Below are 19268 nucleotides of genomic sequence, written 5' to 3' on the forward strand. Positions count from 1 at the left end.
CCGATGGGTTCGAGCCGAGCGAAGCGAGACAACGGAGCTTGCGACGGCCCGCAGGGTGAGCGCAGCGAATAATCCCTACAGCGATGTGCCAAAAATAGCCATTTTGATCAATAATTGTACAGATTTAGGGGTGTTTTAAGGTGTCATATGGGAGGGGGTATTGTGATTTCTACAGGTGGAAATTAGACCCCCTATGGGGGAACTTTGGGAAAGGTAAAGGGGGATAAGGGCTCACAAATTTATAACCTAATAATTTCCGACTAACTCTAAAAGCGGTAACATATTGAATAGCCTCAACAAATCTAATGAAATAATATTCTTAACACAATAAACTCATTATGACTCAAATGGATTTAATGGTTATTCAACATGGCTCTAATGGAACGCTACGATCTGTATAGGTTTTTATCCATCTTTCTAAGATCGGATAAGGAAAGGCATATATTGATAGAACTTTATGCAGCAATTCAAATAGAGAACGGGGAGTTCAGGCCTAAATCCGAACAGCATTTAACTGAGCATCTTCGCGGCCTACTTGAGCACTTCTCAGATCATACAATTACTGAACTAATGCAGCTTTTTGCACAACAATTGCAAACCTTAAGCCATGATGAGTTTGTCGATTTAGTTCTTTTTAACAAGCTAACACAAATAGTAGATAAGCATAAAAGCATTGAAAACTGGAACAATCCGAAAAAGAGAAAACCCTCTAGATCGAGTCACCAATCGACGACTAATCCACGCACTGAAGCCTCAATATTAAAGCTCCTTTCTTCAGCTACCGAAGAACAACAATATGTTGCTTCACAATGTAATAGTAGTGACTCAATTGTGCTTCAAGGCTATGCAGGCTGCGGTAAAACCTCAGTATTAGAAATGATTTTCTACGGTGAACCAAACAAGAAACGGGAAACTTTATTCACCGCATTCAATAGGGATATTACTAACAACGTTAACTATAACAACCCTGAACTAGAAAGCCTGACATTCGATCAGCTGGGCTACAAGCTGGGTTTAAAGAAATCCCCTTGGACACGTGAATTCATTACAACGACAAGTATAAATTACCCTGAGTTGTCGGGAATACTAGGCGTTAAAGCGAATAGTGTATTATCTGGATATGAGAATATCTCAGGGCATAAGATCACCCGCCTTGTTTATTCAATCATTGACCAATTTAGTAACAGCTACTCAAACAGCTTTTCTGATAGTTTAATTCCTTCTGAAATAACGATTCCAGAAGCCAGGAAGCAGCTACTAGAGTATGCAACACACTTATGGTCAACAATGATTGCAACACCTGATTTCTTTCAGCATCCCATGATCAAACCGTCCTTCATCACTAAGCACTGGTCAATGGACGGAGGAAAAATACCTCACAGATATTCACGTTTATTTCTTGATGAAGCCCAAGATGTAAATGGTGCATTTACCCGCATAATTGAAAACACTAAAAACTTACAAATTATTACTGCTGGAGATCGGTATCAACAACTATATGGCTGGAGAGGTGCAGTTAATGCTATGGATAAGTTATCCGGTGATCGCCTTGCCGTGACTCACTCATTTAGGTACGGCCCATCCCTATCAGAGCTTTCAAATAATATTCTCAGTCTTATGAGCTCGTCTCCTAGCGAGCTAATCACATCTTATAATCCAAACGCAGATACAAAAATAATTCCATATACTGAGAATCATCCCGAATGCGATGTCGTCTTAGCGAGATCAAGGGCATCAATCTTCGAAATTGCTAGAACTTTAGCTAATGAAAATACAGCCTTTCACCTTAATTTAGATATCCCTGAATGGGCATGGTTACTAGAAAGCGCACTAGCATTATTTAATGACCAATTTTCTACAAACAAACATCGTTTAATATTGCCCCATGACAGCTGGTATCAACTAGAGAGCTGGGCTGAAACAGCAATGGACACCGATCTCCTTACATGCATCAAGATAGTGAAGAAATATGCCTCAACATTAAGTGAAGACCTGCACAAAATTCAGTCTAAAAATGTAGGTCCTAATTATGAAGGCTGCGTGATACTTTCAACAACTCATAAAATTAAAGGCAGAGATTGGGACAATGTAGCTTTAGCTGATGACTTTCTAAACATCATTGACAAAGAAGGGGCAACAACCAAACAAATTGACGATGAGCTATGCATCGTTTACGTTGCTTTAACCCGTGCTAAAAAAGCACTATACATTCCCCATAGACTACATGACTGGATATCTGACCAAGCATCAACAAAGCGGCCTGTATAATCACCAATAAAGATTAGACATGAGGCTTAAATGGCCAAAAAATCCCTACCTAAAGTTGAGGTCGCAACACACCTATATGGGCTAGGAGAGGTTGCTACCCAATCGACAAAAAAACAGCCCTAACGATAATTATCAAATGGTATAAAAAGAAAAAGGGCTAATATAAACCATTGATGAAGGTAGTGCAGATAACTGCCCCTTGTTTGATTAACGCTGCCCTCCATTATGTGTATGCCTAGCATCGCCTAGTTTGGTATGTAAATTTGAAACAAATTTAAAATTATTACGAATAACCTGAAACACACATCGAGACTGTATCCAACACAAATATATAAGGAGAGCTACAACTCCCCCTTTTATAAATGCGTAATACGTTTTGTAGAACGTCGTATCATGGATTAATGCCTTAATTAAAAAGACAAATAACGTAGTAATCATGACTATTGCCGACAATATAATTATATAAACCAAACCTTCGACTCGTTCAGCATCTTTTGTATTCGCAATATAACTTGCATCATCATTGACTATAGATGTAATTGCATTTGGATAAATAAAACCTAACCAAAGTCCAACTATAGTAAAAACAGCAGCCGAAACAGTTTGCAGCATACCAAGAACATCGCTAGCCGATGAAAAAGTTACAGTCTCGTAACACAAAGCTCCAATAGCAATACAAACACTTAGAGATATCAACTCTATAAAAAAACGAGGCAATAAAGCTGCAAAGGCTTCCCGAATGTCAGGGCTCATTTTTTAACATTCTCCAAAATCAATCATGCCGATTTAGTTTTATCATAATCGTCAGAGTCATCTACATGTTTGACTATTTGTGACAACAGCCTCTGGCGAACTGATTTTATCTTATTCAACACAAGTTCAGGGGAGTAATGGTCCTCACCCGATGAGTCATGAATAACCAGCTCCGTCTTAACTGTATATTCAGATAACCATGTTGTTCCACTGCCAGGGCCATCAATCTTAAACCCTATATTATTCCAAGAAGAATCCTCATCCCTAATTTCAAATAATCGATGTAATTCATCAATAGAAGGTGAGCCATCAACTATGACTTCAATCTTTTTCGGCAATTGGCTCGTATGAGAGTCACCAAAGAATGAAGGTAAATATGCACTACCAATTTTCAATAACGGAGTCCGAGTATCCTCAATAAATGATCTAGTAGTGTCTCGAATAACCGTATGGGTTATCTGGCCATGAATACCATCAAGATCCTCTTTAAGTGTATTAAATTTAAGTTCACGGGCTTTGAATTTGAATAAGCAATTGCATGACTCATCCCCTTCTTCAAAGGGAAAGGTAGTAACAGTACTTCTTATTGGGCGAGTAGAGTCTTTTGGGTTCTCTCTCAATATTTCACGCTGTTTCCGACGACCAAAAAGACTATTATTGTTCACGTGATCGCGAACATAAGAAGCTAAACGACCAGTATCCGCAGAAGAATGAGGGAAGCGAATAGAGGCAAATTTATTATGTTCAGGGATGAACCAGTAATAACATGGCTGCCCCCATATAATCTTATCACCATCATGTTCTGCCCCAGCTACTATAGTTTCATTTGCATCTGGCCCAACCTTTGTGCCTTCTTTGATCCCATGAATGCTGCCCGCATGGTCCCCAACAGCGCGATACACTACTATTACAGAATCTTTTGTTAAAGGATCAACAGCCATCCCACGACAATACGTTTTTGCCCTCAAGGGAGCCTTAACAGGGTCCCATGGAAGAGTCTGTTCAATCTTCTTACCGTTCAACCATGAACAAAGATCCTCAAGAACTTCAGTTAGGGTTCCAAACTTATGCTCAGGGTCCTTAGAATTTCTTTTTAAACGATAAAAACCACATTCTTCAATATCAAAAAATGTGACAAGGCCTCTGTCTTGATCCATAAACATTTATTATTCTGCCTAATTTTGGAAGATGCTGACTAGAGTCAGTAGATAGAGTATCGACAAAGAGGATAAGGCAACATCTTCCAATGATGTGGGGGTTGGTCGTTCCATCAATTCAAGTATTAATATAACAAGATGAGACTTAACCTCCAAGCGAACTAAGGGAAAAGTTTATCTGGCTAGTTATGGGCCCTGAGACATTCATGATGTTTTTTCAATTCTAATCAAGTTGAGCTAGAACCAAGCGATATGCCCTTTCCATGTTGGAAAAATGGTTTTTATCGCTATCTTTCCACACGTAAAAACTTCCTTCCCTTACCTCTTCTATTTTAAAAGAGTCGTGCCAAGGAGATTCTTGCTCAACAAATACTTTAGGCAAAGAGTAACCACAATCATTGAATTGATCTGCGGTGATATCAACAATAAAATCATCTAAGGCAAGCCATGCATGTGTCATTAGCTCTTCATCATCGCCTCCATCTCGCCCTCCCACGTACTCGAAGTCAAACCCATTTTCTTTTAGAAACTCAGCAAGTAGCTCAGAACTGTCGCCACAACATCCCGCAGGAAAACCGGATGTTTGATAGTCTGGATGCTTGTAGAGAGATATCTCATTTGGAAAGCTATTTTGAGGGACTCTTTCTAATGCTCGGCGAAATTGCCCTGCCAAATCATGCAATTTTAATAAATCCATATATTAAACCTACTGTAGTAAATTTTAAGATTCAGATATTAAAAGCAAGCGTGCTTACTTTATAAATACAAGAGGCAGCTAAACAAATTCATGCCCTATTTGCTACTAAGTTTGCTACTAAGATATACTCAATCGATAGGATCTTCAGAGGTAAGCCCTTGATTTCATTAGTCACGGGTTAGATGGCTAGAACCCCGCCATCTCCACTATCGAAGTCTTCAGTTAATCCTACTATGCCTCTGGTGTAGTTGTTACGAACTCCTTAGGCAAATTAGCATATTCACAGTCATTACAGATTAAATCTCCCGTTTGTGCTCCCTTTATTTTTTCTTTCGATATGCTGGTAGAGTGACACTTAGGGCATGTGCGTTTTGAGTCAGTCATTCTTGCGTAACCTTTTAAATTAAATAGCGACACTGGATACCATGCCTCATAGTCGCATATTGTGAAAGGTTAGGGTTGTTTTGGTACACAAACGGTATCACAATTTAAGAAATGAGCTTGATTTTGATTTTGAAGTATCTTATATTTCAATGACTTAGATCCTGTTGGTCGGGGGTTCGAATCCCTCCAGGCGCGCCACTTTTTTATATGTCTCCACATCTTTCAGTTTCCTCCTCACCAAAATTCAGTACACCAAACTGGAGGGTGAGAACCCCCGATGGGTTCGAGCCGAGCGAAGCGAGACAACGGAGCTTGCGACGGCCCGCAGGGTGAGCACAGCGAATAATCCCTCTTTTTTCTTTATGTGTGTTCTTGTTGAGTTGTTGTTGGCTATCTATCCGAGCGCAACAGCGCCCACAAAATCCGTTTGCATGGCGTATTTGTCTGTTGGTCACAATGCAACATCCTATATTTGTCGAGCGGGGTATCACGTATTGGTGTCACAGAGGTCTGTAACAATGTAGATGTCTGTTCTATCTGCTATATTTTACTCAGTAGTGGAGGTTTATTAATTCAAGGAGCAGCTCATGCTGATAACATTTTCAACCGATGCATATAGCAGTATTACGATGTTTGGTGATGTAGGTCTTTCCATGCTAAAAATGATGGGACATAGCGCTACCGTACCTGGCGCAATTCTGGCCGAAGATGTGCCTGAAGCACTGAGCAAGTTATCCGCTGCAATTGATGCGGATAAAAACCAGTCACCCGTGATGGACGAGGATACTGAGGAGGCAGAAGTGAGCATTACCAATCGTGCGCTTCCGCTAATTGAGCTTCTTACTGCTGCTGCGAAGGAAAAATCAGACGTTATGTGGAAATAGTTACAGCACTGGATTACTTTAAGCCTTTAGTGAGGCTTAAGGGTGGAGGTGAAAACATCAACTAAGTATCGGCCTTTTTGCTCTCAGTGTTCGAGAAATAGATACCGCCCTCATTCTCCACCTATATCCAAAACGACAAGGGGAAGTGGTAACCATACAGTTCCCCTTTGTTTTATCTGCTTTTCGATAATCTCTTATGCTTTGGCCACAACTTCAAATACCAAGCAATTAATATGACTGCACCCCATGCTTCAATAGCATACGAGGTAGAACATCATCTAAGTTCTGAACGTCCTTATCTTCAAGTTCGATTAACTTAAAGCCGTATTGTTTATAAATTTCCTGCTTCTGTGCTTTTCTGTGTAGATATTTTGAATCGTTTTCGTAGCCCCAGTACTCGATGTAGACCTTGCCTGTTGGGATGTAGAAGTCGCAGTAGACCTCCTCTTCAATAGGTAGTTTTCGCTCATAGGCATGAACTATTTCAGCCATGTATAACCAATTATCTATTAGCATTTCTGCTTTGGAGCGAACGTAATGTCCATCGGTGGTACGAAGTTTTGCTTCAAATTTGTCACGGAAGTTTGAGTCATCACTCGTTTCTTGTTTTGCTTCTTCGGATGCCGCTTCACCTTGGACTTCGCTAATGGTGGTTTTTAGGGCTTTGTTTTTAGTGATGGATTGGGGCCAAACAACATAAGGGATACCTGAGCGGAAATCTTCTTTTTGTTCACCACCAGCTGCTGTGCCGGAAGAGGTGATGGTCCAGCCTTTGAGTGCTTTATCTATCCAGCCCAGTTCTGACAGGATTGAATTCATTCGATTTGCTGACAGCTTGAAGGTTTTACCGATCACTGTAGCCGTGACAAGTTTTTCCAGACTTGAATTTGTTGGGTTTGAAGATGAGCTTTCGAGTGAGAGGTCTTCGGGCCAAGTAATGTACTTACCGTATTTTGGATGATCAAAATATTGGCCTCCTGCTTTTTCGCCTGCTGGGAGTAACTTCCACTCGTTTCCTGCGCGTTGGATGAAACCACATGCTTCTAACTGTGAAAATAGTTCTTTACCTGATATCGCTCTGTTTTTTGCAAGTGCCGATGTTGAAAGTGTTTTGCTCATACTGAGATGCGTCCTTGAATCCTGTTTATGCGCTCATATCATATCGCACTTTAGGTTCTACTTTGTTTTGACGGTGCCCTAATATTGCTCATTACGTAAAATTGTCTTGAATATTATGCTGACAATTTTCTTTGTGCGGTGCAGTTATCAATTTTAGCTGCCTTTGCATCTATTTACATAGAGGCCCTTGAATTTAAATGAATCGGTCATATTAAGTATTTTGCTGCACTGCACAAAAACATAATGACTTTTGGTTGTAAATTGGTTATTTTATAGGCAGGCCTGTAGGGGTTAGAAAGTGCTAGGTTAGAAAAAGCAAAGATGTTGATCTCAGATCCGCTGTCACTAACTCCTTATAATAAGAGCCTGAATTGTAAATTTGATAAAGATAAAAACATAGCAGAGTAGTTAGTTGTTTATATCTATATAAAGTGACTCGTTTTTGAATTGCGGGGAATGGATATAAGGCAACAGCCAACGTTTTATTAATAAACTTTCACAGCTTGGCTGTGAGGAGATTAAAACATGAGCATACCTACTTCTATGAGCTTGAACGAACTAATAGAGCGGACCCATTCGCTTACTGAAACACATCATGAAATTCTATCGACTTGTGAGTCTATAGAGGAGATTATCTCCCTTAATAACTGGTACTGGAATGCTATGAATTCTCTATGGCAGCAAGCAAATGCACCGGAGTGTGCGGCATGATCTACCATCTAATTAGCCCCTTCCATATTTAATAAGGTTGCTTGATGCCTGTTTTGGCAGGGAGTAACTTGATTAGCGTTTCTACTTTTTTAGGGTTACAAATAATTTATGTGAAGGGGCTATATAAGCCTCCTTATATATGATGCTAAGTAATCTCATTAGTATAAAGTGCCGCGGGATTAGTGTTTTAGTTTGCACTGTAATGTGGATTATTATGAAACGGTATTATTCGCAGTGATGCGATCTCCCTCTAAGTATTTAAACATTGTTATTGAAATGTTTGAGATGACGATCTGGAATTAGCCTTAATAATTATGTGGCTTGTGCCATACGCTTTCGCAAAAAAATCTGCCCTAAAATCTTCTAATTGCCTACTTTTCGAAGACCGCTAACGAGGACTTAATTCACCTTAGGTTCATGTGGATATGCTCAAATCGTAGATGTCTTTTTATGGATGAAGTCTTATTTGAGCTGTCTCGTCCAACCTTAGATACCTAAATTAATCCAATTCGAGTTGATAACTCACGAGGTGAATATAATGGCTGCTAAGTTTGAACTGTACGAAGATAAAGCAGGGGAGTTTCGTTTTAGACTAAAAGCAGGCAATGGCGAGAATATTGGCTCTTCTGAAGGTTATAAAGCTAAAGCTAGCGCTAAAAATGGTATTGAATCAGTTAAAAAGAATGCTGCCCTTGAAGAACGCTACAAAGTGTTTGAGGGTAAAAGTGGTAAGTGGTACTTCAATTTGAAGGCTGGTAATCATGAGGTTATTCTTTCGAGCCAAGGTTACACATCGGAACAGGGTGCTAAAAACGGCACAGAGGCTGTTATGAGAGCTGCATCTGAGGCAGCGACTGTCGAAGTATGATATCCGTGTATCTAAGAGCTTTAATCGGCTCTTAGATACATTTTTTCGCTATTGTATTCCCTTCTTCTTGCCTACTGTTTTCATCGTTATTCATGCCGAGTTTGATCAGATGCTTCGTTGATGTCATGGATGATCTTTGTTTGTGGGTAAGACTGGCAGATCTCGCTTGCCGAGTAAAAATGATTCAATCGCATTTTTATCCACAGGCTGGCTATATAAAAAGCCTTGGACTTCGTTGCAGCCTGCATGAGTGAGAAAGTCCACTTGTTCTTGTGTTTCAACACCTTCTGCAATCACTGTAAGTCCTAGGCTTGCACCTAAAGCAATGACCGCCTTTGAGATGGCCATGTCATCTGTATCGGATGGAATATCGCGGATAAAACTACGATCAATTTTTAATTTATGAATAGGGAGCTTTTTTAGATAACTAAGCGATGAATAGCCCGTTCCAAAGTCGTCAATAGATAAAGTGATGCCAAGGTTTTTGAGTTCGTTCAGTTGTTCTACGGCTCTATCTGCTTCCTGCATAATGTAGCTTTCTGTTACTTCTAGCTCCAGATGGTTGGGAGGTAAGCCGGTTTCTACTAAAACAGCTTTTACAGTGTCGACGAGTTTTCCCCGTTTGATTTGAGGGCCTGCTACATTGACCGCAATGCGACCAAATTCAATGCCCTGATCAAGCCATTTTTTGGCTTGGCTACAGGCTTCAAGTAAAACCCAGTCACCAATCTGAATAATTAAATTGGATTCTTCTGCGAAGGGGATGAATTTACCTGGTGGTATGTTTCCTGCTGATGGGTGTGTCCAACGAATCAATACCTCTAACCCAATGATAGCGTTATCTTGCAAACGTATTTGTGGCTGGAAATTTAGATGAAATTCACTCCTTTCAATGGCTTGATGCAAGCTGGTTTTGAAAAATATATGCTCAAGCGCACTGTTAGTCATATCCTCTCTGTAAAACTGGTAAGTATTACGACCATTGTTTTTTGCCCGGTACATTGCTGCATCAGCATTGCGCAATAGCTCAGTGGAGTTTTGACCGTCTTGAGGGTAAAGGCTAATACCTATACTGGCGGTGACGGAGACAGTATGGTCTGTTAATACAAACTCTTTTTGGAAGGTGTCTAATAATTTTTTTATTACAACAATGAGGTCATCTGTGTGATCAATGTCTTCTAGTAAAAGAATAAATTCATCACCACTAATGCGTGAAACAGAGTCCTCTTCCCGTACGCAGCTTTGCAGCCGTTGTGCTGCTTCTTTCAGTAGTAGATCTCCAATAATGTGACCAAAACTATCATTGATGATCTTGAAGTTATCCAAATCAAAGAAGATAACTGCAACTATGGATTTAGAGCGTTTTGCTCGTTTAATTGCATGATCTAAATGTTCATTTAACAGTAGGCGATTGGGCAGGCCGGTAAGGGCATCGTGATGGGCTAGATGATAAAGTTCTTTTTCCGAACGTTTTATTTCAGTGACATCGCGAATAACGCAAACTAGTTTGTTATCAATGGACATTTGATTTAATCGTGCATCAAAGTACTTTAATTCCCCTTGTATTGTGAGTGCGTAGGTAAATATTTGCATTGTTTGGAAGCGTTCTATCTCATCGAGTTTAGTCTGAAATAGTTGGCTTACATCTGGCGGTAAAACCTCTTGCATCTTTTTGCCGATAAAAGAGCAGGGCTCCATATAAAGCTGACGTTGATTTTGGGCCTGAACATCTAAAATTGTACCGTCAGATTTTAGTTGGAAGTAAATATCAGGTAAGGCTTGAAAGAGGCTTTTGAGTTCAGCTGCATAGTGTAGTTTATCGGCCTCAAACTGTTTACGTTTGGTGATATCTTGCACTATACCCGCCATGCTCTTAATTTGGCCTTTCGCATTGAGTCGATGGCTTCCTGATCCCCAAATCCAACGGATCTCACCGTCTTTACGAAGGATTCTACATTCGAAATCCCAGTCAGATTTATCCTTGATCGATTGCTGGAATTTTTGATCTATTTCGGCTCTATCCTCGGGGACAATATGCTCGAGGAACATCTCATAGGTCCATTCAGGTAATTGACGCTCATATCCAAAGATTTGGTCATGTTGGGGTGAGCGATAAGATGTGTGATCAATTATATTTAGATCCCAGCTCCCTGTTTTACTTTGCTCAAGAACAAAATTTAGGCGGTCGTGAATCTCGAGATTTTTGTTTTCAATTAAACGGCGTTCAGTGGTATCTGTTGCTTGTACGATATAACCAATGAGTGGGCCATCATCTGCTAGGTATAGGCCAGTTGTCGTTGCGTCGGCATAAAAAATAGAGCCATCAATATTATAGATGTCTTCCGTGATAATAGGTGTACGTTGGGAAGCGGCTTGCTTAAAACGGGCTTTCCAAATTTTTTCCCATTCTGGCATTCCTTTCCAAGCTGGGGATTCCCAAAATAACTTTCCAATGTAGTCTTCGCGTTTAGCGCCTTGCCTGTTTAGGACAAGGCGGTTGACCTCCTGTACGCGCCCATCGGGAGATAAAACCGCCATAAATTGAGGTTGTTGATCAAACACCATTTTAAATAGATGCTCAGAGGTGAAATCACTGGTTGAGGTGTTTGATTTTTTTAGTTTCATCCAAGCAGTATTGTAGAGAAATGAGAATTTATAAAGGTTATACATTAAATATATTGTATATATCGGCGCTATGCTTCAATAATGGTCGTCATTTCCTAAATAGATAGAGATTACCCTTGTTGTTTTTGGTGGGTCTTAGCTATAAGGATGGGCTGAGTGTTAACGTTCAGCGTTTATCTAAAAGAACTTGATCATATTGCTCTTGGAAGTGGGTAGCTAACCAGTCCATCAAGGTTTTAATTCTTTGTAATTGGTAGCGAGAAGGAGGACAGATCAACGATAAGGTGGTTGATTGAGCCCAATCGGGCAAGATCTCAATAAGATCGCCGTTATTCATCGCTGTCTGTACGTAAATATCAGGTAGCCTTGCAACGCCTAAGCCTGCTTGGGCCGCTTGTAACATGACCCTGCCATTTGGAATTTTAAAACCTTGTTTAAAATTGATTTTATATTGTTCATTTTGTGTTGAAAATTCCCACTCAGTTACGCTACCGCAAATCATAGGGAGTTGATTAAGCTCCTGAGGATGTAATATCGGTGGGTATTTATGCATTAAGGATGGGCTAGCTACGTAATGGGTCGTTAAGGTATGCAGCTTGCGAGCAATTAGACTGGAGTCTGGTAGGTCTCCCATTCTTATTACAAGATCATATTTATCATTAATAAGGTCAACTCTACGGCTAGAAAAGTCGAGCTCAACGTTAATCTGTGGGTATTCACGCTGAAACCCGATCAGGAGTGGAGCAATAACGTCTTCTCCAATAATCCCACCAACAGAGTTCACTTTTATGGCGCCTTGTAGCTCTTGATTTGTGTGCTGGGCCCACTCTTGTGCTGCATCGAGCTGGTCAAAGCCCTGTTTGCACATCTCATAATATTGAACGCCAACCTCAGATAGGCGCAAAGAGCGCGTGGTCCTATAGAGCAGCTGAACATTCAGTAATTGCTCAAGGTGTGACACTTGCTGGCTCAGACTGGCTTTAGATAGCCCTGTTGCTTCTGCGGCGACTGAAAAGCTGCCATGTTTAGCAACGGCCAAAAAGGAGCGAATACCATTCCAATATATTTTGTTCATTATTTTCAAACAATGTTTTCATATTAGGGTTATTTATCATAACAGTAAGCAAGTTAAAATGGGCACAGATAGTGTTGCCGTGATTTTAATTTTGTGAGAGGTGGATTGTGAAAAAACCATTAGTTGTTATCACTGGTGCGAGTTCCGGTATTGGTGCTGCAATGGCGCGCAGCTTTAATGCTGAGGGATTTCCATTGTTGTTACTGGCAAGGCGTGTAGATCAGCTAGAAGCGCTTCAATTATCAGATACCTTATGTCGGCAGGTTGATGTGAGTGATAGCCAATCTATGTCTGTGGCTATTACCGAAGCTGAAGGGGTTTATGGGCCAGTTGATTGTCTTATCAATAATGCGGGTTGTATGTTGCTAGGGCAGATGGATAGTCAGAACCCTGCTGAATGGAAACAGATGTTTGATGTGAATGTGTTAGGACTATTGAATGGTGTTCATTTGGTGCTGGCTGGGATGAAAGAGAGGCAGTGTGGCACAATCATTAATGTGAGCTCAGTTGCTGGGCGAAAGACCTTTCCTAATCATGCGGCTTATTGCGGTACCAAATTTGCGGTACATGCGATCAGTGAAAATTTACGTGAAGAGGTGGCCGATAAAAATGTTCGTGTTATTACACTGGCACCTGGGGCAGTAGAGACAGAATTGCTTTCTCATACAACGTCGCAGGAGGTTATTGATGGTTATCAAGAGTGGAAAGAGGCTATAGGTGGAGCGATAAGGCCGCAAGATATATCTGCGTCGGCGTTATTTGCTTATCAGCAGCCGCAAAATGTTTGCATTAGAGAGATTGTGATTGCTCCAACAAAGCAAGAGCCTTAATTGCATTCACCCCTGATCTTGTTAAGTGGATCGGGGGCTTTATCTTTATATGCGCGAGCTAAGGTATTGTCGTTAGGCTCGGGCCGAGATAGATGCGTATTTGTCTGTGATGGCAGTAGAGTGGTAATTTCTCTCTAGATAGCCATGCATTTCAGAGATAGATAAGAGTCCAGTCAAACGTTTCCACGTTTGGCGTTTAGTATTCTCTTGCGTTGTAAGCGGTTCATAGCATGCCCAAAGGTCATGTTCTTTACCTGCAAAGCGGGATACACAAAGATCCCCATTTAAATTTTCTAACATAGTAGTAACTCTATAATGCTTCGAATGCCCTATATCCTGAAAACGATAGTGTTTAACGTGCTATTTATCAGGACTGATTCATCTGGAGTCGTGACGACAGCATAAGAGGAACTGAGTAGTCTAATTGACAAAATACAGTGTTGGATAGGGTGTAACGAAGTGATGTTTAGAAAGAGCACAGATTAGCCTGTGCTCTTGACTGTCAAAATTGATTTAACTCAATAGCGACTTATAACGGGCGGATATTTTCAGCCTGAGGGCCTTTCTGGCCTTGAGTTACAGTGAACTCAACCTGTTGACCTTCTTGTAAGCTTTTAAAGCCGTCGCCAGCAATAGCGCTAAAGTGAGCAAAAACATCAGCACCTGATTTTTGTTCGATAAAGCCAAAGCCTTTCTCGTCATTAAACCATTTTACTGTGCCAGTTGTTGTAGTAGACATAATTTTTTTATCCTATTTTCGGAAATATGAGTCCGCCAGAAATTAGGCAGATAAATGCAGGCGTTTTTACTTTGTAAATATGAAAACAGGACGAGGGACTTAGAAAGGTATCGAAATGAGGTGCATAAATAGAGAATAAAGCGTCTTACGAGGTACTACCTTATAGTGCTTCTTTAGCTAGGTCAAATTATATCTTAGTTATTTATTAGAAGGCCATTTGTAAAAGTGTTGATCTAGTCCGCTTCTTAGTAGGCAAAAACCTTGTTACCAGTAATACCATTTCTGTTGAAGTCTGCTAGGCTTATACAGATGTGGAATGCTTGATACGGGAGTTTGGACGTTAGAGTCTTGGTGTGCGCCTAGTGAAGCGAAACAATGATGAATAGGCCTCGAACGATTCTATAACCTCCGTAAACAGCGTAAACTACGCACATCTATTCTTTCTTTACTGACGATCCGTTGGAACTGGAAAAAACAGCTACATATGGCCAACGGTAATACATGAATGTCATAACGGGAAAAGGATCTAGGGTCATTAAGGCATTTATCACGGCATTTTTCATGGTTAGCTTAGCCGCTGGTATAAGAGTATGGCCTTTGCAAGGGCTAGAGTCGGAACTTACGTGGCTGACATTTTATCCTGCTGTGATCGTAGTTGCGATTTATGCGGGGTTTTACGCAGGTTTATTAACAACGTTATTTTCATGTTTGGTGGTCACATTCTTGTGGCCATTATTGTTTTCACATCCTCTAGTAGAGTCTATGTTTGATTTTCTTGATATGGCCATGTTTGCCATCATATCAGGTGCTATGGCGTATTTTTTTAGCCATTTATGCGCCCTTCGTCAAAGGCTCAGAAAGGCTGAGCAGGCGTTAAAGGAATCTGTTGAGCGTGAGCAGTTTATCAGCTCTATTATTGACGCTTCGCCGAGTATGATTGGCTATTGGGGAACCGATCTCCGTTGTTTGTATGCCAATAATGCTTACCAAGAGTGGTTTGAGAAAAAGCCTGAAGAGATTGTAGGGATCGCATTCCAAGATTTGGTTGATGAGGAACTGTTTGCTTTAAATGAGCCTCATATTAGTCGAGCACTTGCCGGTGAGCCACAACGTTTTGAGCGGACTCTCAATAAAGTTGATGGCAGTGATGGGCATATCATCGGGCACTATATTCCAGATTTCGATGATGAGGGCAGGGTCAAAGGGTTTTCGATTTTAGCCAATGAGGTGACTGTTTTTAAAGAAACCGCGGAAGAGCTTGAACTCGCAGCCTGTGTTTTTGAAAATACGTTGGATGGTGTTCTTATTACCGATACAAATGGCGCTATTTTATCAGTGAATCCTGCTTTTACTGATATTACAGGTTATAGCGAAGCAGATGTCATTGGAAAAAACCCTCGTATCCTGCAGTCTAACCGGCATGATGAGCAGTTTTATGTATCAATGTGGGAAGAGATCCAGACGAATAGTCGTTGGAGCGGTGAAATATGGAACCGCCGTAAAGATGGGGACCTTTATTTAGAAAGTATGACCATCAGTATGGTACGTGATGAAAACGGTGAGCCTGTTCGTTATGTGTCGGTATTCAATGATATTACAGCGCTTAGACGTAAAGATGAGCATCTTAAACATTTGGCTTTTCATGATGCTTTGACTGATCTGCCTAATCGCACATTATTGATGGATCGTATCAACCAAAAACTTATCAATTCGAATCGTGAGCAGTTTAGTCTTGCGGTAATGTTTTTAGATCTTGATGGCTTTAAAGCTGTTAATGACCGCTTTGGCCATAACATTGGCGATGGTTTATTAAAAGAGGTTGCCAAGCGCTTACTCGTGTTAGTGCGGGAGTCGGATACAGTTGCGCGAGTGGGTGGTGATGAATTTATGTTTATCCTCAATAACCCTCAGGGCAAAGATGAGGTTGAGTATGTGGCTAAGCGTGTTGTTGAATCCATTAATGAACCCATAAGTGTGTGCAATGATGTGTTGAATATAGGAGCATCTGTCGGTATTGCCATGTTCCCTGATGATGGAAATACGGCTATAGATTTAATCAATAATGCAGATATAGCTATGTATGCTTCTAAACGCTTAGGTAGAAATAATATTAGTTTTTTCTCATCGGATAGATGCATTGCCCAAAAAGGGGGTGGCGGTTCGGGTACTGACCGCTGATTAGTCGTTACACCTGTAAGATCTTTCTACCCCCTCGCTGTTTGATCTAGTTTTTATCTAATAGGGCTTTTATGCTCCTTTTGTCTGTTTGTAAAAGAAAGTTTTCTCTAAAATACTCGAAAAAATCCTAAGGACATCCGATGCAGCTGATTACCCTTACCCCGATTCGAAGCCATCTGAATTTGAAGGTGGGTGTTAATGAACAAAGTCAGGGGTATAAGATATTCCTTGATAGCCTGTCACAGGCTGCTCCTTCTATCCGAGTTCAGCAATTTCGTAATGAAAAAGCCTACGAAAAGATAAATGTAGATGACCGAAATACACTTTGCTTATTTCGACTGAAACAAGATTACCCTGAGTTACAAGCTCAGTTAGATGTTCAGGTTTATAGTAACTGTATGAGTATTGTTTCGATCTGTTTTGATCTTGAAGATACGGAATATGGGAGCGAGCTGGAAGCGTATTTACAGACGAAAACAACCGAGTTAATTGATCGCTTTTATCGAGAGATTCTTTTCCCGTTGCTTAAAAGTCTTCCCCAGTCTGTGCAGCCATCTTATCTGGAAACTGTGGGTAAGTTTACGGGGTTCACGGATATTAACATGCCTTTCACGGGTGACTCTGAGGTGGAGCAGTTGTGGAGCTCAAGTTTAATGCGACTTAGTCATTCCGAAGTGGCAGAGAATAGGCAGGCGATAGTTGATTGGCTACGAGATACGCCTTGCCCTGAAGATGCAAATAAAATAATACGCGGTGAAAAAAACCATGCCCTTTCCTGGCTTCATTATGTCTTAGTGGAAGAACAGAAGGGCGAGCTAGATTACATGCTAGAAGCTATGTGCTTATCTCAGTATGTATATGCAGTGCAAGATGTATGTAATACGCATTTATATCGTGCGATCTCTGATGCATATTTAGAAAATAATACCCATAGTGCAGAGCAAACCTTAGATGGTATTCGTGCAATCACTAGAATGCATACTTGTGCTTACCAAGAAAGTTTAAAATATCTACAGCGGGATAAGAAGCAGCTTATCGAGCAGATTCTCAGTGGGTGGGATTTCAATAAATTAACTGAAAACTCCCAACGTTTATTGGATACCTGCTCTAGTCGTCTTAAAGATATTCATACATCACGTTCAGAAAAAAGCACCTTCTATACCGACCTAATTTTAGTGGGTATAGGTTTTATAAGCTTATTTGATCTTGCTGTATCGCTCTCTCAATATAGCCGCGCATACACATCGAACGCAACGCTCGGTTATCGGGATGTGGAACCGTCCGGATTTTTGACTGAAATAGCGAGTTGGGAAACGGATAACTTGCTGATGTTAAGTTGCGTTATGATTCTTTCATTATTAGGAGGCTATTGGTATGCCAAAAGCCGCTAATTTATTACGTGCTGGGTTAGTAAGTTTTTTATTTTTCTGCTTACCCCTTCAGGCCCAGCCGTTTGCGCCATCAGAGGTCTATACCGCTCACTGGCCTCCTTATGTGAATAAACCCGGTATGGAATTAGGTACAGCATCAAGCATAGTGCAGATGGTTTATTACCAGATGGAGTTGTCACCCTCTTGGCAAGAGCTGGATTATTACTTTAGTTATCAACAGGTGGTAAAAAGCGGTGTTAAGGCCAGCTTCCCCTATTTTTGGACACAGCAGCGTGCGGATGAAGTATTGTTTTCTGCGCCGTTGATGAAGGTTGAGAATGGTGTTTTTTACTCAACACAAAACAATTCAGTTGAGCCAGATCTGACTGACATTAATCACCTAAAAGTGGGCCGAGTGGCTGGCTATAGTTATGGCGAAAAACTAGCTTTTTTACTTAATGATGCGACAGTCTTTAGTGGAGAGGTAATGGCGATTACAGCACTGGTAAAGGGCGAAATAGATCTGTTACCTATCAGTGTCGAAGTTGCACGTAACTTGATACAAGAGTATTACCCCCATCGTATTCACGAATTTAAATTATTAGCAGGGTACAGTTCAAAGGATGCTATCCACCTAATCGCGCCTAAAACTGAGGAAGGTGCTGCGTTTATTACTAACTTTAATACGGCGTTGGCGACTCTAAAGCAGAAAGGGATGATAGACCAAATTTTAAGTGCGCCTAAATTAGGCGGAGGTAGCGGTTATGTCAGGCTTGTCCCAACGGAGGGTTTCCCTGTTGTCACCGGTTTTGAGCTAACCTCAGAGGAGGCTGACAAGCTTTTTTATGTGGTTCCTCAAGGCAGTCGAGCCGTAGTGTTGAGCTGGGATCAGGTTGTATTAAAACCTCATGCCACAGAGAAAATTTTCGACGGTATGATGAATTACTCAAAAGTACGGATTGTAGATGGCCCCCACGCGGGGCGAGAACTCTATGTGCGAAATATGCATTTAGAGGTTGATTAATTAGTGCTTGAATTAACCTTAGGTTGGGCGGGGACCGCCTTATATATATTTGCACATGGATGGATATCGATTTTAAAACGTAGTTCAGATCGTGGTTACTATGTAATCAATTTCTGTGCTGCTGTACTTGTCGTTGTCTCCTCTATGCTTCTCTCATCATGGCAGCCGGTATTGATCAACGCTTTTTGGGCATTGATCAGTCTTGCTGCGCTTTATCGGTATAAGTTGCCGGCACTTTTTCTGACTAACCGCTATCTCGCTTTTCTTGTTTGTATTGTTTTTTGTATTGGCTGTATCTGGTTTTTGCTAGTTGATCAGATGGTTGGGCTATATATCTTGGCATGGAGCTCGGTGATTGCTTTTTGCCTATCTTATTGGCGTTTTTCTAGTCGGCAGTTATCACAAACAGGTTATTTTCTGTTTAGTGCTTATGCTGCTTTTATCCTGTTGCCGCAGCTTTATTTAGATGAAAATTGGCCTGTGTTTTTGTTGGAAGTGTTGTGGGGAAGCTTATCTGTTATTGGTTATTTAAGGCTTAGAGCATGATTAAAGATGCTAAGCCGGTTAGATAAAGATTAGTTAGTGG

17 protein-coding genes and 1 other RNA gene are annotated in these 19268 nt (G+C 40.8%); 10 read left to right on the plus strand and 8 right to left on the minus strand.

The features are described 5' to 3' along the window. Positions 1–444 precede the first annotated feature (444 nt). The gene (locus tag Q4486_RS12395; RefSeq protein ID WP_303519627.1) at positions 445–2268 is read left to right on the plus strand and encodes a 3'-5' exonuclease; all 1824 of its coding nucleotides are present in this window, start codon (positions 445–447) and stop codon (positions 2266–2268) included. 207 nt (positions 2269–2475) lie between these two features. Here Q4486_RS12395 and Q4486_RS12400 read toward each other — a convergent pair whose 3' ends face one another. From Q4486_RS12400 to Q4486_RS12410, 3 genes are all read right to left on the minus strand, one after another. After that, positions 2476–3021 (minus strand): hypothetical protein, encoded by a 546-nt coding sequence (locus Q4486_RS12400; RefSeq protein WP_067985052.1) that lies wholly within the window; start codon positions 3019–3021, stop codon positions 2476–2478. A gap of 23 nt (positions 3022–3044) precedes the next feature. After that, the gene (locus Q4486_RS12405; RefSeq protein ID WP_067985054.1) at positions 3045–4184 is read right to left on the minus strand and encodes a hypothetical protein; all 1140 of its coding nucleotides are present in this window, start codon (positions 4182–4184) and stop codon (positions 3045–3047) included. A gap of 217 nt (positions 4185–4401) precedes the next feature. Continuing rightward, a complete protein-coding gene (locus tag Q4486_RS12410) occupies positions 4402–4875 on the minus strand; it encodes a hypothetical protein (RefSeq protein WP_067985056.1) in 474 nt (157 codons plus the stop codon). 628 nt (positions 4876–5503) lie between these two features. On the opposite strand from Q4486_RS12410, the gene Q4486_RS12415 reads away from it, so the two are divergent. Beyond that, positions 5504–5622: non-coding RNA, RtT sRNA (locus tag Q4486_RS12415), on the plus strand. Positions 5623–5846: 224 nt separating this feature from the next. Then, positions 5847–6143 (plus strand): DUF1840 domain-containing protein, encoded by a 297-nt coding sequence (locus tag Q4486_RS12420; protein ID WP_067985058.1) that lies wholly within the window; start codon positions 5847–5849, stop codon positions 6141–6143. Positions 6144–6371: 228 nt separating this feature from the next. Here the strand turns inward: Q4486_RS12420 and Q4486_RS12425 are convergent, their stop codons facing one another. After that, the gene (locus tag Q4486_RS12425; RefSeq protein ID WP_303519630.1) at positions 6372–7262 is read right to left on the minus strand and encodes a hypothetical protein; all 891 of its coding nucleotides are present in this window, start codon (positions 7260–7262) and stop codon (positions 6372–6374) included. A gap of 525 nt (positions 7263–7787) precedes the next feature. Between Q4486_RS12425 and Q4486_RS12430 the strand changes: the two genes are divergently transcribed. Then, a complete protein-coding gene (locus tag Q4486_RS12430) occupies positions 7788–7973 on the plus strand; it encodes a hypothetical protein (protein ID WP_303417732.1) in 186 nt (61 codons plus the stop codon). A 538-nt stretch (positions 7974–8511) separates the two neighbouring features. Further along, positions 8512–8841, plus strand: coding sequence for a YegP family protein (locus Q4486_RS12435; protein WP_303417730.1), 330 nt, complete (start codon positions 8512–8514; stop codon positions 8839–8841). A 123-nt stretch (positions 8842–8964) separates the two neighbouring features. On the opposite strand, the gene Q4486_RS12440 is transcribed toward Q4486_RS12435, so the two are convergent. Then, positions 8965–11466, minus strand: a complete 2502-nt coding sequence (locus Q4486_RS12440) for a GGDEF and EAL domain-containing protein (RefSeq protein WP_303417729.1) — start codon at positions 11464–11466, stop codon at positions 8965–8967. A gap of 166 nt (positions 11467–11632) precedes the next feature. Continuing rightward, positions 11633–12541, minus strand: a complete 909-nt coding sequence (locus tag Q4486_RS12445) for a LysR family transcriptional regulator (protein ID WP_303519631.1) — start codon at positions 12539–12541, stop codon at positions 11633–11635. A 107-nt stretch (positions 12542–12648) separates the two neighbouring features. Between Q4486_RS12445 and Q4486_RS12450 the strand changes: the two genes are divergently transcribed. Continuing rightward, positions 12649–13371, plus strand: a complete 723-nt coding sequence (locus Q4486_RS12450; RefSeq protein WP_303519632.1) for an SDR family oxidoreductase — start codon at positions 12649–12651, stop codon at positions 13369–13371. A 72-nt stretch (positions 13372–13443) separates the two neighbouring features. Here Q4486_RS12450 and Q4486_RS12455 read toward each other — a convergent pair whose 3' ends face one another. Both Q4486_RS12455 and Q4486_RS12460 read right to left on the minus strand, forming a co-directional pair. Further along, a complete protein-coding gene (locus Q4486_RS12455) occupies positions 13444–13671 on the minus strand; it encodes a hypothetical protein (protein WP_303417723.1) in 228 nt (75 codons plus the stop codon). Between the two features lie 229 nt (positions 13672–13900). After that, complete coding sequence (locus Q4486_RS12460) at positions 13901–14110, minus strand: cold-shock protein (RefSeq protein WP_067985069.1); 210 nt, start codon at positions 14108–14110, stop codon at positions 13901–13903. A 762-nt stretch (positions 14111–14872) separates the two neighbouring features. Between Q4486_RS12460 and Q4486_RS12465 the strand changes: the two genes are divergently transcribed. The 4 genes from Q4486_RS12465 to Q4486_RS12480 all read left to right on the plus strand — a co-directional run bounded on the left by Q4486_RS12465 (position 14873) and on the right by Q4486_RS12480 (position 19228). Next, positions 14873–16288, plus strand: a complete 1416-nt coding sequence (locus Q4486_RS12465) for a sensor domain-containing diguanylate cyclase (protein ID WP_303519634.1) — start codon at positions 14873–14875, stop codon at positions 16286–16288. A 140-nt stretch (positions 16289–16428) separates the two neighbouring features. After that, a complete protein-coding gene (locus Q4486_RS12470; RefSeq protein WP_303519636.1) occupies positions 16429–17679 on the plus strand; it encodes a hypothetical protein in 1251 nt (416 codons plus the stop codon). Next, positions 17663–18682, plus strand: a complete 1020-nt coding sequence (locus Q4486_RS12475; RefSeq protein ID WP_303519638.1) for an ABC transporter substrate-binding protein — start codon at positions 17663–17665, stop codon at positions 18680–18682. Before Q4486_RS12470 ends, Q4486_RS12475 begins: the two co-directional genes overlap by 17 nt. A gap of 3 nt (positions 18683–18685) precedes the next feature. Beyond that, on the plus strand, positions 18686–19228 hold the full coding sequence (locus Q4486_RS12480; RefSeq protein WP_303519639.1) for a hypothetical protein: 543 nt from the start codon (positions 18686–18688) through the stop codon (positions 19226–19228). Positions 19229–19268 lie beyond the last annotated feature (40 nt).

The organism is Neptuniibacter sp. 2_MG-2023, from assembly GCF_030547495.1.
Classification (GTDB): Bacteria; Pseudomonadota; Gammaproteobacteria; order Pseudomonadales; family Balneatricaceae; genus Neptuniibacter.

What these genes read in the sequence shown, in the direction of transcription:
- Q4486_RS12410 (WP_067985056.1), bottom strand. Translation starts at nt 4,875, where the DNA reads ATGGATTTATTAAAATTGCATGATTTGGCAGGGCAATTTCGCCGAGCA.
- Q4486_RS12400 (WP_067985052.1), bottom strand. Translation starts at nt 3,021, where the DNA reads ATGAGCCCTGACATTCGGGAAGCCTTTGCAGCTTTATTGCCTCGTTTT.
- Q4486_RS12430 (WP_303417732.1), top strand. Translation starts at nt 7,788, where the DNA reads ATGAGCATACCTACTTCTATGAGCTTGAACGAACTAATAGAGCGGACC.
- Q4486_RS12445 (WP_303519631.1), bottom strand. Translation starts at nt 12,541, where the DNA reads ATGAACAAAATATATTGGAATGGTATTCGCTCCTTTTTGGCCGTTGCT.
- Q4486_RS12420 (WP_067985058.1), top strand. Translation starts at nt 5,847, where the DNA reads ATGCTGATAACATTTTCAACCGATGCATATAGCAGTATTACGATGTTT.
- Q4486_RS12460 (WP_067985069.1), bottom strand. Translation starts at nt 14,110, where the DNA reads ATGTCTACTACAACAACTGGCACAGTAAAATGGTTTAATGACGAGAAA.
- Q4486_RS12455 (WP_303417723.1), bottom strand. Translation starts at nt 13,671, where the DNA reads ATGTTAGAAAATTTAAATGGGGATCTTTGTGTATCCCGCTTTGCAGGT.
- Q4486_RS12435 (WP_303417730.1), top strand. Translation starts at nt 8,512, where the DNA reads ATGGCTGCTAAGTTTGAACTGTACGAAGATAAAGCAGGGGAGTTTCGT.
- Q4486_RS12405 (WP_067985054.1), bottom strand. Translation starts at nt 4,184, where the DNA reads ATGTTTATGGATCAAGACAGAGGCCTTGTCACATTTTTTGATATTGAA.
- Q4486_RS12465 (WP_303519634.1), top strand. Translation starts at nt 14,873, where the DNA reads ATGTTTGATTTTCTTGATATGGCCATGTTTGCCATCATATCAGGTGCT.
- Q4486_RS12470 (WP_303519636.1), top strand. Translation starts at nt 16,429, where the DNA reads ATGCAGCTGATTACCCTTACCCCGATTCGAAGCCATCTGAATTTGAAG.
- Q4486_RS12475 (WP_303519638.1), top strand. Translation starts at nt 17,663, where the DNA reads ATGCCAAAAGCCGCTAATTTATTACGTGCTGGGTTAGTAAGTTTTTTA.
- Q4486_RS12440 (WP_303417729.1), bottom strand. Translation starts at nt 11,466, where the DNA reads ATGAAACTAAAAAAATCAAACACCTCAACCAGTGATTTCACCTCTGAG.
- Q4486_RS12425 (WP_303519630.1), bottom strand. Translation starts at nt 7,262, where the DNA reads ATGAGCAAAACACTTTCAACATCGGCACTTGCAAAAAACAGAGCGATA.